We start from the raw sequence: 23534 nt of genomic DNA, 5'->3' as shown, positions 1-23534 counted from the left end.
ACCAATTCGTAATTCGTAGTGACGCTCCTGCGTCGCTAAAGCTGCGCTAACGTAATTCGTAATTAAGAAAGTCTTACCTAGTCAGGCTTTCAGGGTTTGGGTCTGTTTCATTATTTTCATGAAATGGTATCACGTTGAAAAAGAAAGGGAGAGATGTGGGGAGGTAGAGACAGTTGTTTCCGTCCCTAGCCTACGCATTTTTGTTAACGCTCTTAATTACGAATTACGAATTACGAATTTGTAATTCAGCATGGTAGGCACGCAGTTGCGCCTTGAGTTGGGCAATTTCAGTTACCATATCTAGCACCACTGCTGCTCCGACCCAATTCAAGTTCAGATCGCGGTGCAACCTTTGAATCTGCACAACGCGATAGATATCCTGTCGGCGCAGCATGATTCCTACAGGTTCAATTAGTCCCAGGCGGGCAAATCGTTCTAGCAATAAAACCGAGGTTTGGGTGAGGTAAGCGACTTGTTCGAAACTATAAAGGCGATCGCCTGCTTCTGTCCACACCACGCAAGACAAACTCAGGTTAGAACTCATAACCGCACCTCCGTTAAGCCTTGACGGGAATTAAAACTACTGACCTGCCGCAATTTTTCATAGCACTCTCTTTCTTGGGGACTCAAATCTTTGGGTGTCACAATTTTTAACCGCACAATCAAAGCGGTACGATTGCCTTTTGGATCGCGCCAGCCCTTGCCACGTAGCCGCAGTGCTTGGCCGGAATCCACACCAGCCGGAATCTTCATCGTTACCTTGCCATCAGGCGTAGGAACATCTATTTGTACGCCAAGTACAGCTTCCTCTGGGCTGACAGGTACTTCGCAAGCAAGATTGTCGCCCTCAAATTTGAAGAAAGGATGGGGCAATAATTCAATTGTCAGATACAAATCGCCGCGTTGCTGACTAAAAGGACTCATCTGTCCTTTGCCTTTGACTCGAATGCGGCTTCCCGATTTTACTCCCGGCGGAATGCGAACAGTGATAGTTTCTCCATCAATTTGTAGCTGCTTCTGTGTACCATGAAATGCTTCAGAAAAAGTGAGAGCGATCGCTGCTTCCGTATCCTGTGCGGGAACATCAGTGAAGCGGCCGAAAGGGTCTTCTCCATAGCCAAAGTCGGCGTATTCCCGGAATCCTTCTGGTCTTCTTGTAGTGCGATAATTAGCTGTGCGCTGCCTTGTACGACCGCCACTGCGACCTAACCCTCCCAGCAATTCATCAATGAAATCATTAAAGTTGCCATACTGGCTAAAGTCATAACCTTGTGTACCCGTCCCTCTGGGTGGAGGTGCACCCGCCGCAGCCTGTTGCCAGTACTGACCATACTGGTCATACTTCTGGCGTTTTTCCGGGTCGGACAGCACTTCATGAGCTTCGTTAATTTCTTTGAACCGCGCTTCCGCTTGCTTATCGTTAGGATTTAAGTCCGGGTGATATTTCCGTGCCAATTTCCGGTAGGCTTTTTTGATATCCTCCGGAGTGGCGTTCTTACTGACACCCAGAATTTGGTAATAATCTTTGAAATCGGTTGCTGCAACCATCAGCACCTCTTGAGATTAACGCGATGGGACGGGTGGGCAGAGGGGGCAGGGGGAGATAAAACTCCTCACTCTTATACAGACGCGATTCATCGCGTCTCTACTTTTAATTCTTGTACAGACGCGATTAATCGCGTCTCCTGGCTTCTGCCATATTTGAGGAATCACCTGGTTTGACGACTTCGGATACTCGGTTGAAGAAACTAGAGAATTGTTCTTGAAGCTTGGCAAATGCGCCTGCTGTGTTCTCACGTGCCTTAACTTGCCGCTCTAGATTTTTAATTGCTTTGTCAAATGCTGCATACTCGCGATCGCCTCTGGCATATCCTAGTTCTTGAGCTAACTTGAGTTGGGCACGAGCATCTTCTAGCAACCTCTGTGCTGCGTTGCGATCCTTCTCTGCTAAAGTAACCGCAGTCACTAGATCGGTATGGGCTTTTACTAGCGGCAGGGGTCGAGCTTGTTCTGTCACGACTAAAGTTGAGAGCGCAAGTTGCAGCACGCCTTTGGCTTCATCAATTTTGCCTTCGTTCAACAACCGAGCTGCCTGCTTGGTAGCATCTGGATATCTCTCTAATGGCAGATTGACGATTGCTGTGCGAATCTCGCTTATCAGGTTGTTCAACAGTTCGCGAGCCGCCGGAAAATCTTCTGCAATTGCAACACCCTTCACTTGATTGCGAATTCGCTCAACCGAATTAAAATCCTGAGGGGCAAAATCGATTATCGCTACCTGAGCCGCCACCGGAATTAGAGCTAGTTTAGGGTACTGTGCTACTAGAATGTCAATTTTTCCAGTTGCTCGTTCTAGGGCAGCAATTGCTTCTTGAGTCTTTCCCCGCTCAATGGCAGCGATCGCTTTTTTAGTTTCTTCGATTGCGGCAATCGCTTCTCGATCCAGTTTACTTTCAGCCTCAGCTGTTGCCTGTTGTCTCTCCTTTTCAATCTCCTGCTGAAGACTAGTATCAAGCTGATTCAATCTTTCAGGAGATACCGCAGCAGAGCTAACTGCATGAACAGGAGCGATGAATAGAAGCGAGGAAAAAAGAATACCCACGAACAGGACTTGCAGCCTTCTAAAGAATCTGTGATATCGGTTCACGATCATTCTCCTGGTTTATAAACTTGTTTTGCACCTGGATTGAAGAAGGTAGGGGGCGGAGGGGCAAGAAGAGCAGGGGAAGCAGAGGGAGCAGGGGGGCGGAGGGGCAGAGCATTGATTCTCCCTATCTCCCTATCCTCTTCTCGCCTCCTGCCTCACTTCGGCTACGCTCAGTGACCACCTGCCTTCTACCTTCATCAAGCTGGTTGGGCGGGGGCGTTTCCAGATATACGGTTGAAGAAACTAGAGAATTTTTCCAGGAGCCGACTCAATGGGTCTGCGGTTCTCTCGTTTGCCCTAACTTGCCGCTCGATATCTTGGATTGCCTGCTCAAGTTCTGCATATTCAGGATCGCCTTTGGCATAGCCCAGTTGATGAGTCAACCTGAGATAGTTGCGAGCATCTTCCAGCAACCTCAGCGTTCCTTCGCGATCGCTGTCTGCTATAGCAACTGCACTCATTATGTCAATATCGGCTCTAAGCAGCGGTAGGGGTCGAGCAACTTCTGTCACCACTAGGGTTGAGAGGGCAAGTTGCAGCACCGTTTTGGCTTCATCGGTTTTACCTTCGCTCAACAACCGGGCTGCTTCCTTCATAGCATCAGGATATGTCGCTAGTGGCAGATTAAAGATTGTTGTGCGAATCTCGCTCACCAGGCTGTTCAACAGTTGACGAGCAGTACGAAAATCGTCCTCATTCACAGTACTTTTAATTTGATTACGAATTTGCTCAATCTCATTAGAATCGTCAGGGGCAAGATCGATTATATTTACTTGAGCCGACACAGGAACAAAACCCAGTTCAGGGTATCGTGCTACTAGAATTTCAAGTTTTCCTGTTGCTCGTTCTAAAGCTTGAAGTGCTTCTTGAGTATTTCCCTGGTCAATGGCGTTAATTGCATTTCGAGTTTCTTTGAGCGCGGAAACTGCTTCTTGATCTACGCATCTTTGAGCTTCATCTGTTGCCTTTTGTCTCTCGTTGTCAATCTCTTGCTGATTACGAGCATCTTCTTGCTGATCTCGATTATCTTGTGGATTCGATGTTTGGGCGTTCATAATTATTGTCCTGATTTGTTAACTTGTTTTGCGCCTCGCTCGATTGAAGTATGGGAAAAGGAAGATGAGGGAGACTAGAGACAGGCAAAGGGTAAGAATAACTAACTCCTGCCTTCTGCCTCACTTCGGCTACGCTCAGTGACCACCTGCCTTCTGCCTTCATTAAGCTGGATTGATGGCTGCGGATACCTTATTGAAGAAACTAGAGAATCTTTCCTGAAGCTTGGCAAATGCGTCTGTGGTTTTCTCACTTGCCTTAACTTGCCGCTCCAGATTTTTGATTGCCTGCTCAAGTTCTGCATACTCAGGATTACTTCTGGCGTAGCCCAGTTCTTGAGCCAACTTAAGTTGAGTGCGAGCGTCTTTCAACAACCTCAGCGTTTGCTCTGGATCGCTCTCTGCTAGATCGACTGCATCTACTAAGAGGGTGTAAGCATTGAGCAGCGGAATTGGTCGAGATTGCTCTGTTAGCACTAGGGTTGAGAGAGCAACTTGCAAAAGTGTTCTGGCTGCATCGGTTTTTCCTTCGCTCAACAACCGGGCTGCCTCTCTCATAGCATCAGGATACGTTTCTAGTGGCAGATTGACGATTAATGTCCGAATCTCGCTCATCAGGTTGTTCAAAAGTTGACGAGCAGTCGGAAAATCTTCGTTATTGAAAGCATTCTTAAGTTGAGTGCGAATTCGTTCAATCACATGAAGATCCAAAGGGGCAACATTGATTATGGATACCTGAGTCATGACGGGAACCAAGCCCAGTTCAGGGTATCTTGCCACCAGAATGTCAAGTTTTCCAGTTGCTCGTTCTAAAGCAGCGATCGCTTCTTGAGTATTTTCCTCCTCAATGGCATTAATTGCATTTCGAGTTTCTTCGATGGCGGAAACCGCTTCTCGATCTAGGCATCTTTCAGCCTCATCTGTTGCCTTTTTCGTCTCCTTATCAATTTCCTGCTGAAGACGAATATCGGGCTGATTCAATGTTTGAGAGTTCATAATCTGTTCCGGTTAGTTAAGTTGTTTTGTGACTGGAATAAGTGCCTTTTTCGTCGCGATGGGCACTCGGCCCACCGGACTCTGTTGGCGAATTCATGCAAACCGCAATTCCTGATGTGAGTAGCTATGACATTTCAAGGCTTTGAGGATAGCGATCGCATTTCGCCAACAGAGTCCCCACCGTAGGCGATGGCGCAGAGCGCCCGCTGGAAGCGATCGCAACTCTGGAAATTTACGATCTGACTTTAGACCTGGAATAAGTGCCTTTTTCGTCGCGATCGAACACCTGTTTGACCCGATCCCAAGCCTTCGTCAAGGCATTATCTTTTCCATTGGCTTCTCTGAACGACCGATTGTAGGTATCAACAAAAGTTTTTTGCGCGTCGTCCGACAGATTTGCTCTAATTTCTGGTGAAATCTGCTCATTATCTGCCAGTTCACCTTTTGGTTGACGGGGAATCTTCATGTCAGTGATAGCGACTTCTTCCGCACCCGCACTTTCTAACAGTGAGACAACTTCGTCTGCTTGTTCTTGTGGCACTTCCGCGACCAGTAAAAACTCACCTGCTTTCAGGCGTGTTTCGTAAATAGCAGCTTTGTCCTCCGGCATACCCATTGCGATTAAGGCAGCTCCAATGCCTGCTCCCAAGGAACCATATAAAGCACCGCCTGCCGCTCCTAATAATGCTGCTCCCAAAGGGCCTGCTGCTACTACGGTTCCCAAAAAGGGAATGAACAACACACCCACACCCGTAAGTAAAGCCAACAAAGAACCAAACAGCGATCCAAAAATCGCTCCGGTGGCGAGTCCATCCAAGATCACATCTTGTTTAGTCACAAATCCGGAGATGCGAGTTTCGGCGTGGAAGTCGCGACCAATCATCGAAATGCGATCTTTGGGAACGCCGCGATCAATTAGACCCTCAACCACTTCTTGCATCTTCTTCTCATCTTTGAAGATAGCAGAGACACTTTTGAGGGCGGTTTTTTCAGATGTAGAAGTCATAAAAATTACTCCAAATTAAAAAACTAGACAACATCACGAAATGTGGTGCAGATTTAAGGACGCGGGGATAGGAAGAGAGTATTTGATAATTTCACTGCGTTACAGCGGTTCCTGCTGTAATGAAGTACAGTCTCTCCGCCTCCACACTCCCTCCTTTTCGACCCTTTCAGCACTAAACATGTACCTCACGATAGCGGGAAGTGCTGTATCCAGAGGGTGACGCACGCAGGCTCGCTAAAGCAGTTCCTTTAACTCTGAGAACCAGAGCAACGACTGCTCGCTGCGTCTTGTTACTTTTGTTCCACAAAGTCTGCATCGATGACATCTTCACCGCCGCCTTGACGGTCTGTAGAAGTACCACCGTTTGGAGATGCGCCTGCTTGTGAGTAGACCGCAGTGCCGATTTGCATCAAGGCTTGTTGAATTTCGTTGGTGAGAGACTTCATGCGATCGATGTTGTTCTGCTCAATTGCCTGACGCAAGTCTCGAATTAAGCCTTCCACGCGGGACTTGTCTGCTGGTGGCACTTTGTCGCCCAAATCCTGAAGTTGTTTCTCGGCTTGATAGGCGACGGAATCCGCCATATTTTTGGTATCAATTTGTTCGCGCCGCCTATGGTCTTCTTCCGCATTGCGCTCGGCTTCTTTCACCATCCGCTCAACTTCAGATTTATCGAGGGTAGACGCACCTGTGATGCTAATGGACTGTTCTTTACCTGTGGCTTTTTCTCTGGCAGTTGCTGACAGAATCCCGTTAGCATCAATGTCAAAGGTAACTTCGATCTGTGGCATACCTCTGGGAGCTGGAGGAATCCCATCTAGTCGGAAGGTTCCCAGGCTCTTGTTGTCGGATGCCATTTCGCGTTCGCCTTGCAGAACATGGATTTCTACGTTTGTTTGGGCGTCAGCCGCCGTTGAGAATACCTCGGACTTTTTCACTGGAATAGTGGTATTGCGCGGAATGATCTTGGTCGTCACACCACCTAGAGTTTCAACACCCAGCGACAAGGGCGTGACATCTAGGAGCAGCACGTCCTTCACTTCACCCCCAAGCACACCTGCCTGAATCGCTGCACCCACTGCTACGACTTCATCCGGGTTGACACCCTGGTGAGGGTCTTTGCCTATTATCTGCCGTACCAGTTGCTGGACAGCCGGCATTCGAGTTGCACCACCCACTAGGATTACTTCGTCAATATCTGCGGGACTCAGTTTAGCATCGCGCAGGGCTTGTTCGACAGGAATGCGGCTGCGATTGAACAAGTCGGCGCACATTTGCTCGAACTGTACCCGCGTTAAGGTCATATCTAGATGTTTCGGGCCTTCCGGGGTTGCGGTAATAAAAGGTAAGTTAATGTTCGTCTGTGTTGCGCTTGACAGTTCAATTTTGGCTTTTTCTGCTGCTTCGGTGAGGCGTTGCAGGGCTTGTTTGTCTTTACGGAGGTCGATGCCTTCGTTACGCTGGAATTCGGTTGCTAGCCAGTCTACGATTCTCTTATCAAAGTCATCACCGCCCAAGTGGGTGTCGCCACTGGTAGCTTTCACTTCAAACACACCATCACCCACTTCTAGGATAGACACGTCAAACGTCCCACCACCTAAGTCAAAGACTAGGATGGTTTCATTGGTTTTCTTGTCAAGTCCGTAGGCGAGGGCAGCCGCCGTTGGCTCGTTGATAATTCGCAGAACTTCAATCCCGGCAATTCTACTGGCATCTTTGGTAGCCTGCCGTTGAGAGTCATTGAAATAGGCAGGGGTGGTAATTACCGCTTGCCTCACCGGTTCTCCCAGATATGTGCTGGCATCATCTATCAGCTTGCGGACTACCTCAGCCGAGATTTCTTCGGGTGAAAATTCCTTGTTCAGAGCGGGACAATATAGCTTGACGTTGCCATTACTGTCACGTACCACCTTGTAAGTAACTTGTTTTGCCTCTTGGGTGACTTCATCATACCTGCGCCCAATGAACCGCTTAACGGAATAAAAGGTGTTTTCTGGGTTCATTACACCCTGGCGCTTGGCAATTTGCCCAACAAGTTTTTCGCCCTTCTTGGTGTAGGCAACCACAGACGGAGTTGTGCGACCGCCTTCTGTGTTCGGAATGACGATGGGTTGTCCACCTTCCATTACGGCTATACAGGAGTTGGTAGTTCCTAAATCAATACCAACGATTTTTGCCATCGTTAGCAACCTCCTTCAAAGATTGAGATAAAAAATTGAGAGTTTGGATTCAGGACAAGTTGAATAAATGCCAATCGCCAAATTAGTGATGAGTGAGGAGGAGCAGGAGCTAGTAATTCAAAAAGTAAAAGTAAAAGTAAAAAGTAAAAAGTAAAGAATTAAGAATTAAATTTCAAGACTTCATCAGTTCTCTTTTGCCTTTTGCCCTTCAGGTTCGCCACTTGCTTTATGCAGGTGTTACCGTCCACCGCAGTGGCTCACCTTTTTACTTTTGACTTCATCTTGGGGAGTAGGGGAAGCAGAGGGAGCAAAGAGAAAGTTTTAGTAATTTTTACTACCTCAATAGCCCTGAATACACTTGTTTCTTTCTCTCTCTCCCTGCCTCCTCTGCCTCAAGAACTTACCCATCTCACAAAATCGCATTGCTCCCGTTTGTAGATAACGGCGGTCGGCAAAATTACTACTCTCGCGAATACTTTCAACGGACACCAAGAGTGAGAGTGCCTGGGGATATTCGTTCTTTGCCCATCATCCGATAGAGATATCATCGATTAGAAGGATACGGAGAGAAGTTGCGTGCGGGGATAGAGGGACATGGAGAGTTCTTTCTTTGCATCTTTGCATCTCCCACTCTCCGTGTCTTTTCTCCTGCCTTATGGTTTGAGTACAACTTTGATACAGTTTTCCTTCTTGTCTTTGAAAATTTCGTAACCCCGGGGTGCTTCATCTAACGGTAGACGATGGGTGATCACGAAAGATGGATCGATCCTGCCATTTTGGATATGATCGAGTAACGCGTTTAAGTACTTATGAACGTGTGTTTGTCCCATTTTGAATACTAAGGCTTTGTTCATGGCAGCACCCATAGGTATTTTGTCTACAACGCCGACATAAACACCAGGAATAGACACGTGACCGCCTTTGCGACAGTCAATCATCACTTGCCGCAGCACATGGGGCCGGTCTGTTTCCAGACGCACTGCTTGCTTTACTTCGTCATATACTCCTTCTAGACCCGTGCCGTGTGCTTCCAACCCCACAGCATCAATGCAAGCATCTGGGCCGCGTCCACCTGTCATTTCTTTGAGGGCTTCACCAACATCTACTTCTTCATAGTTAAGGATTTCTGCCTTGCCTTGATCTTTAGCCATCTGTAGGCGTTCGGGAATTCGATCGATAGCGATGACTCGTTCAGCACCAAGTAGATAAGCACTCTTAATTGTGAATTGTGCGACTGGGCCACACCCCCAGACTGCGACAATATCACCGGGCTGAATATTACAGTTATCTGCCGCCATATATCCGGTGGGGAAGATATCTGTTAGAAACACTACTTGTTCGTCTGTTAGGCCATCAGGAATCTTAAACAAACCAGTATCGGCAAAGGGAACGCGGGCATATTGAGCTTGACCACCAGCGTAGCCACCTAGCATATGAGAGTAGCCAAAAATACCAGAGGGTGAATAACCCATGAATTTTTCTGCTAACCAAGCGTTTGGGTTAGAGTTATCGCACAATGACCAGAAGTCATGTTGACAGTACCAGCAGTTACCACAGCCGATAGGGAATGGTACAACCACGCGATCGCCTATATTTAAATTTTTGACGGCACTGCCTATTTCAACGACTTCCCCCATCATTTCATGACCCAGGATATCGCCCTTTTCCATTGTGGGGACGTAGCCGTTATAAAGGTGTAAATCAGAACCGCAAATTGCTGTTGTCGTGATTCTAATAACAGCATCACGCGGATTAATGATTTTTGGATCGGGTACTGTTTCTACCCGTACATCGTTGGCACCATTCCAGCAAACTGCTTTCATAGCCATTAGTCCTTTGTCGGTATTTACTTGTCAGTTGTCAGTGGTTATTTTCTTTGTCTCCTCTGCTCCCCTGCTCCTCTCAGTCCCCAACTCAAGGCTGATAACCTAACTACCTCGCGGTTGACCTTCGGTTGTGGCAATCTCACCTGCTTCCATCAGCATTCTGAAGCGGCGTAAATCTTCTTTAATTTGCAGTTCTGGGTCTTCGCCAAATAATTTAGCGATGTCTGTGACGGGCTTCGCCAACGCAGCCCCAATCGCACCCCCAGGCGGGGTAAATTCTCGCACTGTTTTTACCTCAGTGCCACGATTCCCAGGTGCTGGCTTGAAGTGGACGCGATCAGAGGTTTCAATTGCTGCGCCTTCAACCGAAGTCCAGGCAATCAATTCGTTTTCTCGGTCTTCGGTAATGACTACATCCCATTCAACGCTTCCATTTAAGAATCCTTTGCTAATCCAGTGCGATCGCTTCTCGTCGTATACCCTCACCTCTTTGAGATGCTTGATAAAGCGTGGCAAGTTATCAAAGTTACGCCAAAAGCGATAAAGTTCCTCTACTGGTTTGTTAATGGTTAAAGTCTTTTCAACTTTGACCCGTTGGTTCATGACTGTACTCATGACCATTGCCTCTTGTGCTTGCTATATGTCTTTTAATTATCAAACTTGGGACAAATTGATTTGTCCTAACTCTTCTATTGCTTAGAGTTGTAGTTTAAAAAAAATTACTTATACTCTTTCAATAGTCTTAGTTTTTCAATAAATTGATACTACAAAAGTAGTAATTGGCAGTTACAATATTTGTATACAAAAACACTTAGTTAATTTACAAAACAGTTGCGTTTTCAGAAGCAGAAATGGTGTTAGCACAACGCTAGCGAGCCTTCTCCCAAGGGGAGACGCTAAGAGCGAACGAGCGTAACTGCTGTTAGCACAACGCTAGCGAGCCTTCTCCCAAAAAGCAGAACAGCGCGAACGCATCTAAATATTGAATATTGAATGCTCAAGGTATGATTGTGAATTGTTGGAGGACACCGTACTCCCAACGGACTTTTAACTAATTCGGCGAAACTCCCCTCCCTCAGCGCAGCAGGGAGGGGATGGATAGCTGGACGATGACGAAAGCATCTCACTCCCTAATCAACCGTTAGGTTGATTAGGGAGTGAGATGGCTGAGGAATCGTCAATAACTGGACTCGGTAGTCGGTCAATCCAGTCTTCAATCAATTGTGTCATCGTCTTTTCTTTATTAGTGGCATATACCTTGAGCTTATTGTACCGCCGCTCAGACATCCGAAAACGCAATGATTTCTCTTTCATACTTGTGTACACGTTAGGCCACATATATGATAATATGTAAATGGTTGTTGACCCACCCACACGACTCACAACAAACGGTCACGTAGCAGTAATATGCTATGCCTTGTCTAAGAGCGTGAGAAAGGGGGAAAGAGTAGACCACTGGTTCGTCTGATTACGTTCGGCGGTAAAAAATAAGCCAAGCCTACTGTACGGAAAATAAATCAAACTGTCTGCGGGAGGCGGACGGCTGCGCGGGTTCTCCCTTGAGGGGATAAACGGTGCAAACCGAGAGACGCGGTGTAAGTCCAATTTGTGCTTGTACAAAGAGGCGACGGCGGGTGAGACGCGAAACGATGATGGTTGTTTTACTGAAGCTACGGCTTCAGCGAAGCAAGCCGGAGTACTTCACAGATGTATTATTAACATAACCTGAGTTCGGGATAAGGAAAGGGACAGGTAAAACGCTGCGAAAGCCAGCCTCAATCGCTGGATTTGTCTCCTTTTGCTGCACCCTCTTGACAAATGTGCCATTACCTTAACCTCTCACCGATGCCATTGCCTATTGCTTACAATAACAACCATTTTTGATTTCTGAGCAATATCTGCTACTCTCTTGGCAAAGGATTGTACCAGCGATCGTTTGGTAAGAGCAGCTTATCTGACTCAGCTGGGCCCCATGTATTTGGTTCATATTCGTAAACAGGTGTGACGTTATCGAGAATTGGCTGGACAATCCGCCATTCCTCTTCCACGGTATCTTCCCGTACAAATAAGGTGGGATCGCCCCGCATGGCATCACCCAATAAACGTTCGTATGGTTCCATCTGGTCGCCACCTCCGTAAAAGGCTAGAAGTTCAAGCACAGAGCCGATCATATCTTCTCCAGGGATTTTAGCGCGAGCGCCTAATCCCACAATCACCTCCGGATCGAGTAAAAAACGAACATAATTAGTGTTTTCTTTTCCTCCTTCTTGGAAGACATCTAAAGGCGGGCACTTGAGCTTGACCATCACCTCAGTAGTTTTAACAGGCAAATTCTTCCCAGCCCGGATGTATATAGGAACTCCTGACCACCGCCAGGTATTAATAAATAACCGCACGGCAGCAAAAGTTTCTACTTGGGAGTCAGAAGAAACACCTTCTTCGTTGCGGTAACCGCGATATTGACCGCGAATAATCTCATTAGGTTGCAGTGAGGGTATAGCTTTGAGAATACGCTTTTTTTCATCGCGGATGGCATCAAAAGCCGTACTAGCGGGAGCATCCATGCACACTGAAGCCAATACTTGCAGCATATGGTTTGCCACTACATCCCGAATCGCACCAGTCTCCTCATAAAAGCGCCCCCGTCCTTGAATGCCAAAGTCCTCTGCCATCACAATCTGGATGCTTTCAAGGTAGTTGCGATTCCAGATCGGTTGCAGAAAAGAGTTGGCAAACCGAAAATAGAGTAAATTCAGCAGTGGTTCTTTCCCCAGGTAATGGTCGATGCGATAGATGGATGATTCGGGAAAAACTGATGCCAGAATTTGATTTAACTCGCGTGCTGATTGCAAATCCCGTCCAAATGGTTTTTCAATTACCACCCGCGCATTTCTAGCACAGCCTGATTTGCCCAATCCTGACACTACTTGTGCAAACAAACTCGGTGGAATTGCCAAATAGTAGAGCGGGCTGGTTGCATCACCAAGGGCTTGACGTAATTTTTCGTAAGTTTCTTGTTGGTTGTAGTCACCAGCAACGTATTGGAGTTGTGCCGAAAGTTTCTCAAATGCGATTGGATCTACACCGCCATGATGTTCTAAGCTATCGCGTACCCTTTGGCAAAGTTGCTCCGTCGTCCAAGGTCGTCCGGCAACGCCAATGACTGGGACATTGAGATGGCCCCGCCGTACCATTGCCTGAAGGCTGGGGAAGATTTTTTTGTAGGCTAGGTCACCTGTTGCCCCAAAAAATACTAGTGCGTCTGAATCAGGAGTTCCCATGACCAACCTCTTTAGGAATTAGCTTTTTCATGATGGCCGCCAAACTGATAGCGCATGGCTGACAAAAGTTTGTCGGCAAAGTCTGCTTCGCCACGGGAGCTAAAGCGAGCAAACAGCGCTGCACTTAACACCGGAGCTGGTACAGATTCATCGATCGCCGCGATCACTGTCCAACGGCCTTCGCCAGAATCCGATACGCGACCGCCAAACTCTTCTAAATTAGGGCTTGTCAATAAGGCGATCGCTGTCAAATCCAATAGCCAGGAAGCAATTACACTACCCCGACGCCAGACTTCGGCAATATCTGCAAGATTAAAGTCATACTGATAATGCTCTGGATTGCTTAATGGTGTGGTTTCAGCATCGATCTCGCGCTGATTCTTGCCGATGTTGGCGTGGTGAAGAATATTCAAACCTTCTGCATACGCCGCCATGACACCGTATTCAATGCCGTTGTGCACCATTTTGACGAAGTGTCCCGCACCGATGGTCCCGCAGTGGAGATAGCCTTGCTCGGCAGTACCGCCTGCCTTGTCTCGTCCTGGAGTGCGGTCAATCGCTCCTACACCCGGAGCTAGAGATGCAAAAATGGGATCGAGGCGTTTGACGGCCATTGGTTCGCCGCCTATCATCAAGCAATAACCCCGCTCCAATCCCCAAACACCTCCACTCGTACCGCAATCAACGTAGTGAATGCCTCGCTCCTTTAATGTGGCCGCTCGACGAATGTCATCATGGTAGTATGAGTTACCGCCATCTATAATAATGTCATCTGGTTCGAGTAGCTCAATGAGCGTTTCAATGGTTTCATCCACCGAAGCGGCAGGCATCATCAACCAAAGGGCGCGGGGTTTAGATAACTTGCTGACTAGATCGGCGATTGAGCTTGCTCCGGCTGCAATTACACCTTCCCTGACCATTGCCTCCAATTTCTCAGTACGGCGGACATAGCCAACTACACGATGCCCAGCACGCATCAAACGCTGTGCCATGTTTGCGCCCATACGTCCGAGTCCAATCATTCCAAGTTCCATAGGTTTTTCGCCTCCTGGTTTTCAGCTTTTTGCGTTCAATAGCAGCAAGGGTGGCTGCTATTCCTCTGTTGAGGCACTTACGCTCAGACTGAGTTGACTCAGATCTTGCACCAAACGTAGATACCCGTAAAAAACCAATAATCAGTCCAAAACTATAACAACCGTCAAATCAAAACAGATAAGTATGTTTAGTTATAAATAAAACTTAGCTTCTGTAGATTTACAGAAACAGAAGATTACCATGTCGGCGGTTATTCTTTTGCCCAAAACATGGATATGTTTGCATCTGAATCTCCACATATCTTGCACCTAGCCCTAACGAATGAAATTCGTGGCTATACAAACGAAGTCCGCCTACGCGGACTAACCGAAAATCAATGGTTTGGAACCCGCGCAGGCGGTGAGTGAGTCGCAGTCTACAGCCCTTCGGGCATCCTCTAACGGGCGGTTCCCGTCGATTGCGTATCGCTAGAGCGAAAGCTCCGCTAACGCGTAGCGTGCCGGAGGCATCACTCCCGTACAGCCTGCGGCATCCGGAGGCTGTACTTCTGCCTTCTTAACTCAGGCAGGAAGTGATATAATTTATAATTCGTAATGACGCTTGCGGACTCGCTACCGCTACGCTAACGTGATTCGTAGTTAAGACATATCGAAAAAGGTTTGATAAAGGCTGTTTACACATAGTCTTTAAGGATGGGAGACTTTCCTTTAACTTGAGGTAGGAGCCAGCCAGAGGGCTAAGTTTCGCACATAGGCTTTAATATGTTCAAGGGCTTGTGGGTTTTGCTTCATCCCATCTCCAGGGGGTTCGGTTACAAAGCTAGGTGCGCCCATATCAACATCCCAATTGTAGTCGGCGAAATGGTGGAAGCTTGATTCAGCGATCGCACGTCCTAAAATATTTCCTTGTTCATCCTGGGTACTTTCAAAAGCAACTACTAAGTTGAAGTCCCGACCGGAGACTGAGCTTGTACCCAAGGCAATTACTCGTGCATTCTTCTCGTTTGCAGGCACACCTACGGCTCCTTCATGGGGATGAGCCGGAAAGAATTCAATCTCCTCAGAAGGTGATGTAGGATTCTTGAGTAAGTCATGAATAGGTTCTATGGGAGCAATTTTCTCGTAGTCACCATTTAACCCAGAATGGAAGTTGGGCCAGGAAATATACTTAGTGTAGATGTCATCAGGGTAGTGGTGCGAGGGATCGGGATCGGGATTCTTACTGTGAAAGTAATGGGCTGCGCCGACACCACCAAGATTGCAAACCGAACAACCTACATCTTGATGGTCACGGCTGACCAATAAACCGCCGCCGCGCTGACGGAAGGCACTGATGCTCTGACACTCTTTTGGAGTTATGCCATCCCCTACATCCACAGCAAACAGCCACAGTTCATCAAAATCTGAATTATCCAGCGTACTTAAAACTGGATCGTTTTTTTCAGCAGTATTTTCTCGATCCCTTGCTGTTACCTGGTACAGGGGTTCCCCAGTGTCACTTTTCAACGAAGCTAAATAGTCCTTTAGCAAAGAAAATCGCCCAATATACCAATCATCTTCATTGGTGGGAATTGTTGTCTGTAACAGAATTTGAATCGGTTTAGTCATGATCTCACTCCCTAGGGTTCCTCTCGCAGCATGAGCTAATTACTAGATCAACGTGGGAATTGTAGCGAGATAATCTAAGCAAAAAATGAGGACGTTTAAAGAGCAATGCTTTTGTGAAAGCAGAGAGTCGAACTGAAGTTTTCTCAATTTTAGCAGCCGTTTGTATGACTGGTGCCATTGGGGGATGGATACTCCCGATTCTTATTAAAACTTAAACACAGGGATTTTATGGAATTGGGAATGAATAGGAGACAACATGGCACGCTGTTTATCAAAAACCACAGGTGCTGGTTAATAAAGGAGCGATCACCCTCAATACTTGTCGGGTTTTGGGGGAAAGGAAAAAGGTTAAAGGGAAAAAACCTTACAGCACTTGCGTCTGTTATGAGGTACACTAAATTAAAATATAAATACCTTTAAATGAAGTCATACTCTGTCGAGTTTCGAGAAAAAATAGTTGCAGCACATCTTCAAAAAAACATCTCAATCAGGAAAGTAGCTAACATATTTTCCGTCTCAAAGAGTTTAGTGCAAAAGCTTGTAAAGCAACAAAAACTTGAAGGAAATTTACAACCAAAGCCGCGAGGGAAACCACAATTTAGTCATTTAACAAATGCGGAAGTAGAGTTAAGGGAATTAGTTGAAGCACATCCAGATGCAACATTGATAGAGTTATGTGAATTCTTGGCAGACAAGACTGGTAATTGGGTGGGTCGAAGTGCAATGTGTCGGGCCTTACAGAAATTAGGATTAAATCGTAAAAAAAAACAAAGCGGAGTACCCAAGCCGGGACTCTTAGAGTCTTAAATTTAAGATTAGATTATTGGGAAAAGGTCAAACATATAGAGCCAGAAAATTTAGTATTTTTGGACGAAACTGGCGTTCTACTTGGGTTAACGAGGACTCATGCCCGTTCACAAATGGGAACAAGAGCTTACTCTCTTAACCCCTTCTATAGAGGTTCAAAAGTTACAGTAATTGGAGCAATTAGTATTAACAAAGTAGTTGCATTAATGACAATGAATAATTCAATGGATGGCAGGGCATTTGAATTATTTGTTGAGAAGTTTTTAGTGCCAAATTTATGGTCAGGAGCAGTAGTAGTCATGGATAATTTATCCGCACATAAACTAGATTCAATTGTGCTAATGATTGAAGCTGTAGGCGCGAAAGTTATTTGTTTATCCTCATACTCTCCCGATTTTAATCCAATTGAATTATGGTGGTCACAACTTAAATCTTTTCTACGCCGTTTCGCTCCAACTACAACGGAAATGGTTGATAAACTAATCTCAGTTGCACTCGACTTAATAAATCCTCAACAATTAAGAAACTGGTTTGCTAGTTGCTGCTACTGTACCTCATAATAGCCGGAAACGCTGTAAGGATGATTGTATTGATAGATTTCGGTTTGTATCCAAGCAGAACGGGAAGTAGCAGCTTCAACAGTAGAACTAAAACCTAAACTCAAGACCAAAGAAATGGCAACAGCAGACAATTGTTTTAGCACAGTATTCTATTAAGATGTAAATAGATTGATCATCTCACATCTTGCACTAAGAAAAATTGATGTAATTTAGTTACTCAATATTAAACCAAAACCCTTGATTTAGCTACAAAAACCCATGAAAATCAGGTAGCCACATCGCCTATGTTTTTACGTTGCCTGTGTTTCTACGGAGAGGTGCAATATATGAGCCTCCGACTAACGCGGCTACACGCTAGCAAAATATAGAAGAAACACCGCCGAGATTAAAAACCTCGAATCCTTACCTGGCAAGGATTATAAAATGTGTTTCTTCTCTAGTTATGGAAATTGAGGTTTTTGGCGATTGTTCTTAACTTTGATTAACCATCAATTCTTGCAGCATTGCCTGATTAATTCGTTGGGTTTCTTCCCTCGCGCCTGGGGGAGTGTTGATGAATTGCTGAATTACTTCTGGTGTATGTGTTGTCGCTGCGAATCCCGTTCCAATGTTGGTTACTATACCAAGATTTGGGAATATTTTTTCAAGATACGGATACCGGATACCGTTGGCGAATTCCCCAAACAGCTAAACTGAACCGATTAGTTCAGCAATGAAACAATTGAGAACCTTCTGAGCAGTTTTATACCCAGTAGCTTGCTTACCCAATTTCAGTTCAGACAAAACACGATCACGTAAAATTTCAAGTTCCTCTATCGCCAACGCAACAGACTGTTTTGCAGCCTTATCAGATGTTAGATGAAACTCCCTCTGCCGTGTAATACTCGGTTGGGATTCGTTTTCTGGTGGAGTGTCAGCTAAAAATCCTGAGTCTTCCCGTGTAATACTCGGAAGAGCGTTATGCCTAACAATGTGTTCTAAATAATCAGCACGGGTTAAGCCAAAACATTCAGAAGCAATACCAATAGCCTTCCAAGTATCATCTGTTAATCGCAAAGAGCGTACTTCACGATAGTCATCATTCTTAAGCGCAAACTTTCCTTGAATATCCCGTTTGAACATAAACTCAACCGTGTATTACATCGTAAATTTAACTTAGAATAGCTAGCCTCACCATGTAATACATGGATAAAGCTCAAATTCTATTAATATTTAAGCAACAAGCAATCACGGTTATTTTCTAGCACACAGTAGAGTCTGCCAGTCTCGCAAAGTGTGAGGAGCGAGTTTTCGCCCGTGGGATCTCCTCCAACCAAGCGAAAACTCGACCTAGATTGATAGCGGCAGCAGTCAGGATATGTTGTAAGTGAGTTTTAGCTAGACCAATATACAGCGTTTCCGGCTATTATGAGGTACAGTAGCAGCAACTAGCAAACCAGTTTCTTAATTGTTGAGGATTTATTAAGTCGAGTGCAACTGAGATTAGTTTATCAACCATTTCCGTTGTAGTTGGAGCGAAACGGCGTAGAAAAGATTTAAGTTGTGACCACCATAATTCAATTGGATTAAAATCGGGAGAGTATGAGGATAAACAAATAACTTTCGCGCCTACAGCTTCAATCATTAGCACAATTGAATCTAGTTTATGTGCGGATAAATTATCCATGACTACTACTGCTCCTGACCATAAATTTGGCACTAAAAACTTCTCAACAAATAATTCAAATGCCCTGCCATCCATTGAATTATTCATTGTCATTAATGCAACTACTTTGTTAATACTAATTGCTCCAATTACTGTAACTTTTGAACCTCTATAGAAGGGGTTAAGAGAGTAAGCTCTTGTTCCCATTTGTGAACGGGCATGAGTCCTCGTTAACCCAAGTAGAACGCCAGTTTCGTCCAAAAATACTAAATTTTCTGGCTCTATATGTTTGACCTTTTCCCAATAATCTAATCTTAAATTTAAGACTCTAAGAGTCCCGGCTTGGGTACTCCGCTTTGTTTTTTTTACGATTTAATCCTAATTTCTGTAAGGCCCGACACATTGCACTTCGACCCACCCAATTACCAGTCTTGTCTGCCAAGAATTCACATAACTCTATCAATGTTGCATCTGGATGTGCTTCAACTAATTCCCTTAACTCTACTTCCGCATTTGTTAAATGACTAAATTGTGGTTTCCCTCGCGGCTTTGGTTGTAAATTTCCTTCAAGTTTTTGTTGCTTTACAAGCTTTTGCACTAAACTCTTTGAGACGGAAAATATGTTAGCTACTTTCCTGATTGAGATGTTTTTTTGAAGATGTGCTGCAACTATTTTTTCTCGAAACTCGACAGAGTATGACTTCATTTAAAGGTATTTATATTTTAATTTAGTGTACCTCATAACAGACGCAAGTGCTGTAACGGCAATCGCGCAATTCAAAAGCTCTGATCCCCTGAGAAATAGTTCCTTCAATGCCTGAGCGCAGTGCATACTCTTTTTGAAATTCCTCAGTTTTTTGTCGCTCTCTGGCTTTTTGAAGGGCTTCGTAATCTGGTTGTGTCTGTATGGTTAACGCCCGTGGGTCGTTAGCAGCACGGGTACACTGAGAGCGAACTGGACACTTCTTGCAGTCTTTTGTATGGAAGTTAACGTGAATTACTGGATGTCCATAAACATCTTTAGTATTTTTCTATCGACTACTGCGCTTACCTTGAGGACAATAGACTACTTTTCGCTTCCAGTTGACTCGAAAGTGAGATACATCAAACCCAAGTCCGGCTTTTGCTTGCCATGCACCATTAACCGCAACTGGGCCGAACAGGTCAATGTCATAGTCGCGCTCGGAGCTAGAAAGCAATTGAGAGGAGGTGTATCCCTGGTCAACTAAATGTTGTCGAGGTAAAAGGTTTTTTTGAGCTAAGGATTGGTGAATTGAAGACACAACAGTTTGGTCTTGTGTTGTAGCAACAGTTGTCTCTACATGAGTGATAATGTGTGGTGAATCTTCATCACAACTTTCAGTCAAATGCACTTTGTAACCTGTCCAGTTGGTTGTGCGTTTGGTGCTGTTACGCGCATCTAAATCATAGGGAGAGCGAATTCGCACCGCCGAAGGTGGCCCATCTTTGTCACTGCGTAATTCAATCTTGTCTGTTGGTGCATAATATTGCTGTAACCAAACCTGACGCAAAACTTCTACGGCTGGTGACCGTTCAGGGGGTAGAAGAGAGATAGCCAAAAATTACCCCCAAAATCTGATAAATTAAGTGACATGGAACAGAAGTGCGTCAATCACTGAGAACAGATACCCCCAGAAGATTGGGGAAAGACTCCAGCCAGTGTCAAAAAACTGGTGGAGACAATGGCGCAGCAAATAGAGCAACAGTCAAAGAAACTAACGGAAGTCTTGACAGTTCAAGAACAATTATTAGAAAAAATTAATCGGACTTCCGTTAACTCATCATCACCACCATCAAGTGACCCACCGGGATTTGGAAAAAAGCTGCAAAAGAAAAAAAGCGGTAAAAAGCGAGGGGGTCAGCCCGGTCACAAAGGAAATAGCCGGGACTTATACCCAATAGAAGAATGTAGCGAAGTAATAGACCATCATCCAGAAGAATGCAGAAATTGTGGCTCTACCCTGACTGGAGTTGATACAAACCCCTATCGTCACCAGATAGTAGAAATACCACCAATCAGTCCCATAGTCATAGAGCATCGTCTACATCAATTGACCTGTAAAGGATGTGGCACAAAGACCCGTGCAATACTACCAGAAGACGTGAACCCAAGTGGATACGGAGTCAGAGTAGTAGCACTAGTAGCACTTCTGAGTGGAGTGTACCGCAACAGTCAGAGAATGGTACAAAGTGCCATGCAAGAAGTGTTTGGAATCTCAATATCATTGGGAACCGTCAACAGACTGCGGCTTGAAGCGAGTCATGCCCTGGCAACCTGTGTAGATGAAGCCAAACTATATATTCAAAACGCAAACATCGTCGGAGCCGATGAAACCAGCTTTAATCAAGGAAATATAGATGGTAGTAATCCTGAACAGAGAAAAGCTTGGTTATGGGTTGCAGTCACCTAGTCACATTTTTTGAAATCGCCCTCACCCGTTGCACCCAAGGGGCAAAGAATTTATTGGGTGAAAACTTCAGGGGGATTTTGAACTCCGACCGTCATGGCGCTTACAACTGGGTAGATTTAGAACGACGGCAATTATGTTGGGCGCATCTGCGACGGGAATTTATCAAAATATCGGAACGGACTGGAGTCTCGGCAGAATTGGGAACAATTCTGGTGAAACAACAGGAGAAGTTATTTGAGTTATGGCATCGAGTCCGAGATGGTACGTTATCTCGTGGTGATTTTGTGGTTTTGGTTCAGGAGATTCGCTCATCCATCAGAGCAACTTTGCACGAAGCTAACGAATACGAGATTACAGGACGGGAAAAAACTCCCTTAGCAAAAACAGTCCGCACTTGTCGTCAACTGCTCAAAGTTGAGTCGGCGATGTGGTTATTTGTGACAACTTTCGGTGTCGAACCCACTAATAATGCGGCAGAAAGAGCGATTCGGGAAAGCTGTGATATGGCGACGGACTAGTTTTGGCTCTCAAACTCAGGCTGGTAGTGTTTTTGTGGCTCGGATGTTAACTGTGGTGACAACCCTCAAGTCCCAACAGCGTCATGTTTTGGAGTTTATGACTCAGGCTGTTATTGCGGCTCGTGGTGGTACACCCCCTCCTTCTTTGATTCCAAACCCTACTACTTGTGCTGATGATTCTGATTTGTTGAAAGCTGCCTAATTTTATTGCTGGATTTTGGGGGTTGTTTTTCGTCTTCTTTATACCCCCTGAACGCTTACCATTAGAGGCTTTAGAAAAACCTAATAGCCAACCGAAAATTACAAGCACAAAAGAAGCTAAAAAAATTGATATTCAAAACTTTCCCATTCTCAAAGAAGTAGCTGCTTCCTCAGGTATCACCTTGACAGCCCAAGCTAATCAACCAGAGCAGTAAACAGAAGTTAAATATACCCTAAATATTATTTTAGCTCCTGATTTGGTATTGCAATATCAAAGATATCTAGAAAATCCACAAGATTTTACTTTAAAAGAGTCAGTTGAGAAAAAACTTAGTGCTGCAATAATTATGCAGATGTTTGCAACTGATGAAAATACAGCCAATAAATTTATCTTACAGGTAAATTGGGAAAATTCTCTGGATTTTCTCGAAGAAGAAATACAAAAAGGTGTAGTCAAAATCGATATTTCACAGAGTAACTATAACAAGCTTAAGGCTATAATTCACAAACTTTCTTCAGAAGAAGTTGCCAAAATTGGGATTCCCACAATTGATACATTACCAAGTCCATATATTAATCAGTTCATCGAGCTACTTAAAATTAATGCTTTTAAACGCTTACAGGACAATCTTAAGCTACTCCAAGAGGAAGAAGCTAAATATAAAAATACTCAGGTAGATAACATACGCTGGCAGCGCCTGCGTCAGCTTATAGAGCAAGATAGAACACTAGCTAGCAAGCAAAAGGGATTTAATAGGAAACTTGATGAGCTTGACACTCAAGCTAGTACAGTAGGTGGCCTTTCTACTTCCAGTGTTCAACAAACAGTAATTGCCTCAATCGCACAGCAGAGAGGTGAATTACTCCTGAAGATAAAAGAAATTCAGCAGGTACGCCAAGTTGTACGTTCCCAATATCCTGCTCTGGCTGTTCTCGATACACAATATTTTTCTTCATCCACAACCAATGAAAATGTACTCACAGAAATTTCTCAAAAATTTAACGATATTCGTAAAACTATTGCTGATCTAGAAAAACGGCTGAGTAAGAATGATATTCCACTAAACAAACTTACTCCTATTGTGGAAGAAACTAAAAAACAGATGGGTGTGACTGAAGATGCACAGGATGAGAAAGGTCAAAAAATTTTAGATTGGTTAAAGGAGGAACAAAAAAAAGAAGATACAATTAACCTTATTGGTACACTCTCTGGTATAGTTCTGTCTGTCGCTAGCTTTTTTACAGCTGGTGTAACCTCTATATTCCTGGGAATCGCTGGTTTTGGGGTAGGTTTAGGAACTGGGGTTTATAATTTAGAAATTGCTGATGATTTGAATGCTGCTGCTGAAGCTTCCACTGTCGGGAAGCCATTAGTTAAAGACTCAGAAGAAGCTCGTTTAAACTACTTCCTCAGCTGGGTCAATGTGTTCCTGGCTGGTTTGGATCTAGGGGTGGTACTCCGGACAGGCTCATCGGTAATTAAGGGCGCACAAGCTGCAAAGCAATTAGTTAGGATGGAAGGTGCAGAGGTGCTGCATCAGTTAAGCCGAAAACAAATTGCCCAATTTGACCAGGCAATACAGTTGCAACGTACAGGTAAGGTTGAAGAAGCAGATAAAATTCTTAAACAATTAAAGGAGAATTTGGGTGAAAAAACATTTAATTAGGCAAACTCTCTTTTAGAAAGGGCACGAGTAGAATTAGGAACTAGCGCAAAATTAGGAGAAGCTATATCAGATTC

At 45.0% G+C, this 23534-nt stretch carries 22 protein-coding genes and 2 pseudogenes; 6 read left to right on the top strand and 18 right to left on the bottom strand.

Annotated features, from left to right (window positions below):
• Window positions 1–223: 223 nt before the first annotated feature.
• The 12 genes from CYLST_RS31270 to gnd all read right to left on the bottom strand — a co-directional run bounded on the left by CYLST_RS31270 (window position 224) and on the right by gnd (window position 14022).
• Window positions 224–544, bottom strand: a complete 321-nt coding sequence (locus CYLST_RS31270) for a chaperone modulator CbpM (RefSeq protein WP_015328516.1) — start codon at window positions 542–544, stop codon at window positions 224–226.
• The gene (locus CYLST_RS31265) at window positions 541–1548 is read right to left on the bottom strand and encodes a DnaJ C-terminal domain-containing protein (protein ID WP_015328515.1); all 1008 of its coding nucleotides are present in this window, start codon (window positions 1546–1548) and stop codon (window positions 541–543) included. The genes CYLST_RS31270 and CYLST_RS31265 overlap by 4 nt, the downstream gene beginning before the upstream one ends.
• 124 nt (window positions 1549–1672) lie before the next feature.
• Window positions 1673–2653, bottom strand: coding sequence for a YfdX family protein (locus CYLST_RS31260; RefSeq protein WP_425389094.1), 981 nt, complete (start codon window positions 2651–2653; stop codon window positions 1673–1675).
• Between the two features lie 191 nt (window positions 2654–2844).
• A complete protein-coding gene (locus CYLST_RS31255; protein ID WP_015328513.1) occupies window positions 2845–3702 on the bottom strand; it encodes a YfdX family protein in 858 nt (285 codons plus the stop codon).
• A 162-nt stretch (window positions 3703–3864) separates the two neighbouring features.
• Window positions 3865–4695, bottom strand: a complete 831-nt coding sequence (locus CYLST_RS31250) for a YfdX family protein (RefSeq protein ID WP_015328511.1) — start codon at window positions 4693–4695, stop codon at window positions 3865–3867.
• 232 nt (window positions 4696–4927) lie between these two features.
• On the bottom strand, window positions 4928–5701 hold the full coding sequence (locus tag CYLST_RS31245) for a ChaB family protein (RefSeq protein WP_015328510.1): 774 nt from the start codon (window positions 5699–5701) through the stop codon (window positions 4928–4930).
• A gap of 290 nt (window positions 5702–5991) precedes the next feature.
• On the bottom strand, window positions 5992–7881 hold the full coding sequence (gene dnaK / locus CYLST_RS31240) for a molecular chaperone DnaK (RefSeq protein WP_015328509.1): 1890 nt from the start codon (window positions 7879–7881) through the stop codon (window positions 5992–5994).
• Window positions 7882–8534: 653 nt separating this feature from the next.
• Window positions 8535–9704 (bottom strand): zinc-dependent alcohol dehydrogenase, encoded by a 1170-nt coding sequence (locus tag CYLST_RS31235; RefSeq protein ID WP_015328508.1) that lies wholly within the window; start codon window positions 9702–9704, stop codon window positions 8535–8537.
• 105 nt (window positions 9705–9809) lie between these two features.
• The gene (locus tag CYLST_RS31230; RefSeq protein WP_015328507.1) at window positions 9810–10322 is read right to left on the bottom strand and encodes an SRPBCC family protein; all 513 of its coding nucleotides are present in this window, start codon (window positions 10320–10322) and stop codon (window positions 9810–9812) included.
• A 519-nt stretch (window positions 10323–10841) separates the two neighbouring features.
• Window positions 10842–11021, bottom strand: coding sequence for a hypothetical protein (locus CYLST_RS33940; protein WP_085960837.1), 180 nt, complete (start codon window positions 11019–11021; stop codon window positions 10842–10844).
• Between the two features lie 587 nt (window positions 11022–11608).
• Window positions 11609–12988, bottom strand: a complete 1380-nt coding sequence (zwf, locus tag CYLST_RS31225; RefSeq protein ID WP_015328505.1) for a glucose-6-phosphate dehydrogenase — start codon at window positions 12986–12988, stop codon at window positions 11609–11611.
• An 11-nt stretch (window positions 12989–12999) separates the two neighbouring features.
• Window positions 13000–14022, bottom strand: coding sequence for a phosphogluconate dehydrogenase (NAD(+)-dependent, decarboxylating) (gene gnd, locus CYLST_RS31220; protein WP_015328504.1), 1023 nt, complete (start codon window positions 14020–14022; stop codon window positions 13000–13002).
• Between the two features lie 276 nt (window positions 14023–14298).
• Here gnd and CYLST_RS36480 point away from each other — a divergent pair, with 276 nt between their 5' ends.
• A complete protein-coding gene (locus tag CYLST_RS36480; RefSeq protein WP_281172846.1) occupies window positions 14299–14430 on the top strand; it encodes a hypothetical protein in 132 nt (43 codons plus the stop codon).
• A gap of 300 nt (window positions 14431–14730) precedes the next feature.
• Here CYLST_RS36480 and CYLST_RS31215 read toward each other — a convergent pair whose 3' ends face one another.
• The gene (locus tag CYLST_RS31215; protein ID WP_015328502.1) at window positions 14731–15630 is read right to left on the bottom strand and encodes a hypothetical protein; all 900 of its coding nucleotides are present in this window, start codon (window positions 15628–15630) and stop codon (window positions 14731–14733) included.
• Window positions 15631–16050: 420 nt separating this feature from the next.
• On the opposite strand from CYLST_RS31215, the gene CYLST_RS31205 reads away from it, so the two are divergent.
• Both CYLST_RS31205 and CYLST_RS31200 read left to right on the top strand, forming a co-directional pair.
• Entirely contained in the window at window positions 16051–16437 is a 387-nt protein-coding gene (locus tag CYLST_RS31205; RefSeq protein WP_041234091.1) for a helix-turn-helix domain-containing protein, read from the top strand.
• A 59-nt stretch (window positions 16438–16496) separates the two neighbouring features.
• Complete coding sequence (locus CYLST_RS31200; protein ID WP_085960646.1) at window positions 16497–16997, top strand: transposase; 501 nt, start codon at window positions 16497–16499, stop codon at window positions 16995–16997.
• Here the strand turns inward: CYLST_RS31200 and CYLST_RS35005 are convergent.
• From CYLST_RS35005 to CYLST_RS31180, 5 genes and pseudogenes are all read right to left on the bottom strand, one after another.
• Window positions 16982–17140, bottom strand: a complete 159-nt coding sequence (locus CYLST_RS35005; protein ID WP_157162746.1) for a hypothetical protein — start codon at window positions 17138–17140, stop codon at window positions 16982–16984. The two genes, CYLST_RS31200 and CYLST_RS35005, sit on opposite strands and share 16 nt — an antisense overlap.
• A gap of 544 nt (window positions 17141–17684) precedes the next feature.
• On the bottom strand, window positions 17685–18119 hold the full coding sequence (locus CYLST_RS31195) for a hypothetical protein (RefSeq protein WP_015328501.1): 435 nt from the start codon (window positions 18117–18119) through the stop codon (window positions 17685–17687).
• A 283-nt stretch (window positions 18120–18402) separates the two neighbouring features.
• A complete protein-coding gene (locus CYLST_RS31190; RefSeq protein WP_085960646.1) occupies window positions 18403–18903 on the bottom strand; it encodes a transposase in 501 nt (166 codons plus the stop codon).
• Window positions 18904–18970: 67 nt separating this feature from the next.
• Window positions 18971–19348, bottom strand: a complete 378-nt coding sequence (locus CYLST_RS31185; protein ID WP_041233187.1) for a helix-turn-helix domain-containing protein — start codon at window positions 19346–19348, stop codon at window positions 18971–18973.
• Window positions 19349–19400: 52 nt separating this feature from the next.
• Window positions 19401–20189 (bottom strand): annotated as a pseudogene (locus CYLST_RS31180) (transposase); the annotation flags it as partial.
• A 99-nt stretch (window positions 20190–20288) separates the two neighbouring features.
• On the opposite strand from CYLST_RS31180, the pseudogene tnpC reads away from it, so the two are divergent.
• The 3 genes and pseudogenes from tnpC (at window position 20289) to CYLST_RS31165 (ending at window position 23460) form a co-directional block, all read left to right on the top strand.
• Window positions 20289–21794: pseudogene (gene tnpC, locus CYLST_RS31175) on the top strand (IS66 family transposase).
• A gap of 22 nt (window positions 21795–21816) precedes the next feature.
• Entirely contained in the window at window positions 21817–22008 is a 192-nt protein-coding gene (locus CYLST_RS31170) for a hypothetical protein (protein WP_041234127.1), read from the top strand.
• Window positions 22009–22146: 138 nt separating this feature from the next.
• Window positions 22147–23460: a hypothetical protein gene (locus CYLST_RS31165; RefSeq protein WP_157162745.1), complete on the top strand. Its 1314-nt coding sequence runs from the start codon at window positions 22147–22149 to the stop codon at window positions 23458–23460.
• The last annotated feature ends 74 nt before the right edge of the window (window positions 23461–23534 follow it).

Source organism: Cylindrospermum stagnale PCC 7417, assembly GCF_000317535.1.
GTDB lineage: Bacteria > Cyanobacteriota > Cyanobacteriia > Cyanobacteriales > Nostocaceae > Cylindrospermum > Cylindrospermum stagnale.
This window is presented reverse-complemented; position numbering and strand designations above follow the sequence as displayed.

Bases quoted from the DNA above. Each gene is read 5' to 3' on its own strand.
- gnd (WP_015328504.1), bottom strand. From the start codon at position 14,022: ATGGAACTTGGAATGATTGGACTCGGACGTATGGGCGCAAACATGGCA.
- CYLST_RS31185 (WP_041233187.1), bottom strand. From the start codon at position 19,348: ATGAAGTCATACTCTGTCGAGTTTCGAGAAAAAATAGTTGCAGCACAT.
- CYLST_RS33940 (WP_085960837.1), bottom strand. From the start codon at position 11,021: ATGAAAGAGAAATCATTGCGTTTTCGGATGTCTGAGCGGCGGTACAAT.
- CYLST_RS36480 (WP_281172846.1), top strand. From the start codon at position 14,299: ATGTTTGCATCTGAATCTCCACATATCTTGCACCTAGCCCTAACGAAT.
- CYLST_RS31260 (WP_425389094.1), bottom strand. From the start codon at position 2,653: ATGATCGTGAACCGATATCACAGATTCTTTAGAAGGCTGCAAGTCCTG.
- zwf (WP_015328505.1), bottom strand. From the start codon at position 12,988: ATGGGAACTCCTGATTCAGACGCACTAGTATTTTTTGGGGCAACAGGT.
- CYLST_RS31270 (WP_015328516.1), bottom strand. From the start codon at position 544: ATGAGTTCTAACCTGAGTTTGTCTTGCGTGGTGTGGACAGAAGCAGGC.
- CYLST_RS31165 (WP_157162745.1), top strand. From the start codon at position 22,147: ATGTTTGCAACTGATGAAAATACAGCCAATAAATTTATCTTACAGGTA.
- CYLST_RS31205 (WP_041234091.1), top strand. From the start codon at position 16,051: ATGAAGTCATACTCTGTCGAGTTTCGAGAAAAAATAGTTGCAGCACAT.
- CYLST_RS31215 (WP_015328502.1), bottom strand. From the start codon at position 15,630: ATGACTAAACCGATTCAAATTCTGTTACAGACAACAATTCCCACCAAT.
- CYLST_RS31250 (WP_015328511.1), bottom strand. From the start codon at position 4,695: ATGAACTCTCAAACATTGAATCAGCCCGATATTCGTCTTCAGCAGGAA.
- CYLST_RS31255 (WP_015328513.1), bottom strand. From the start codon at position 3,702: ATGAACGCCCAAACATCGAATCCACAAGATAATCGAGATCAGCAAGAA.
- dnaK (WP_015328509.1), bottom strand. From the start codon at position 7,881: ATGGCAAAAATCGTTGGTATTGATTTAGGAACTACCAACTCCTGTATA.
- CYLST_RS31265 (WP_015328515.1), bottom strand. From the start codon at position 1,548: ATGGTTGCAGCAACCGATTTCAAAGATTATTACCAAATTCTGGGTGTC.
- CYLST_RS31245 (WP_015328510.1), bottom strand. From the start codon at position 5,701: ATGACTTCTACATCTGAAAAAACCGCCCTCAAAAGTGTCTCTGCTATC.
- CYLST_RS31230 (WP_015328507.1), bottom strand. From the start codon at position 10,322: ATGAGTACAGTCATGAACCAACGGGTCAAAGTTGAAAAGACTTTAACC.
- CYLST_RS31235 (WP_015328508.1), bottom strand. From the start codon at position 9,704: ATGAAAGCAGTTTGCTGGAATGGTGCCAACGATGTACGGGTAGAAACA.
- CYLST_RS31195 (WP_015328501.1), bottom strand. From the start codon at position 18,119: ATGTTCAAACGGGATATTCAAGGAAAGTTTGCGCTTAAGAATGATGAC.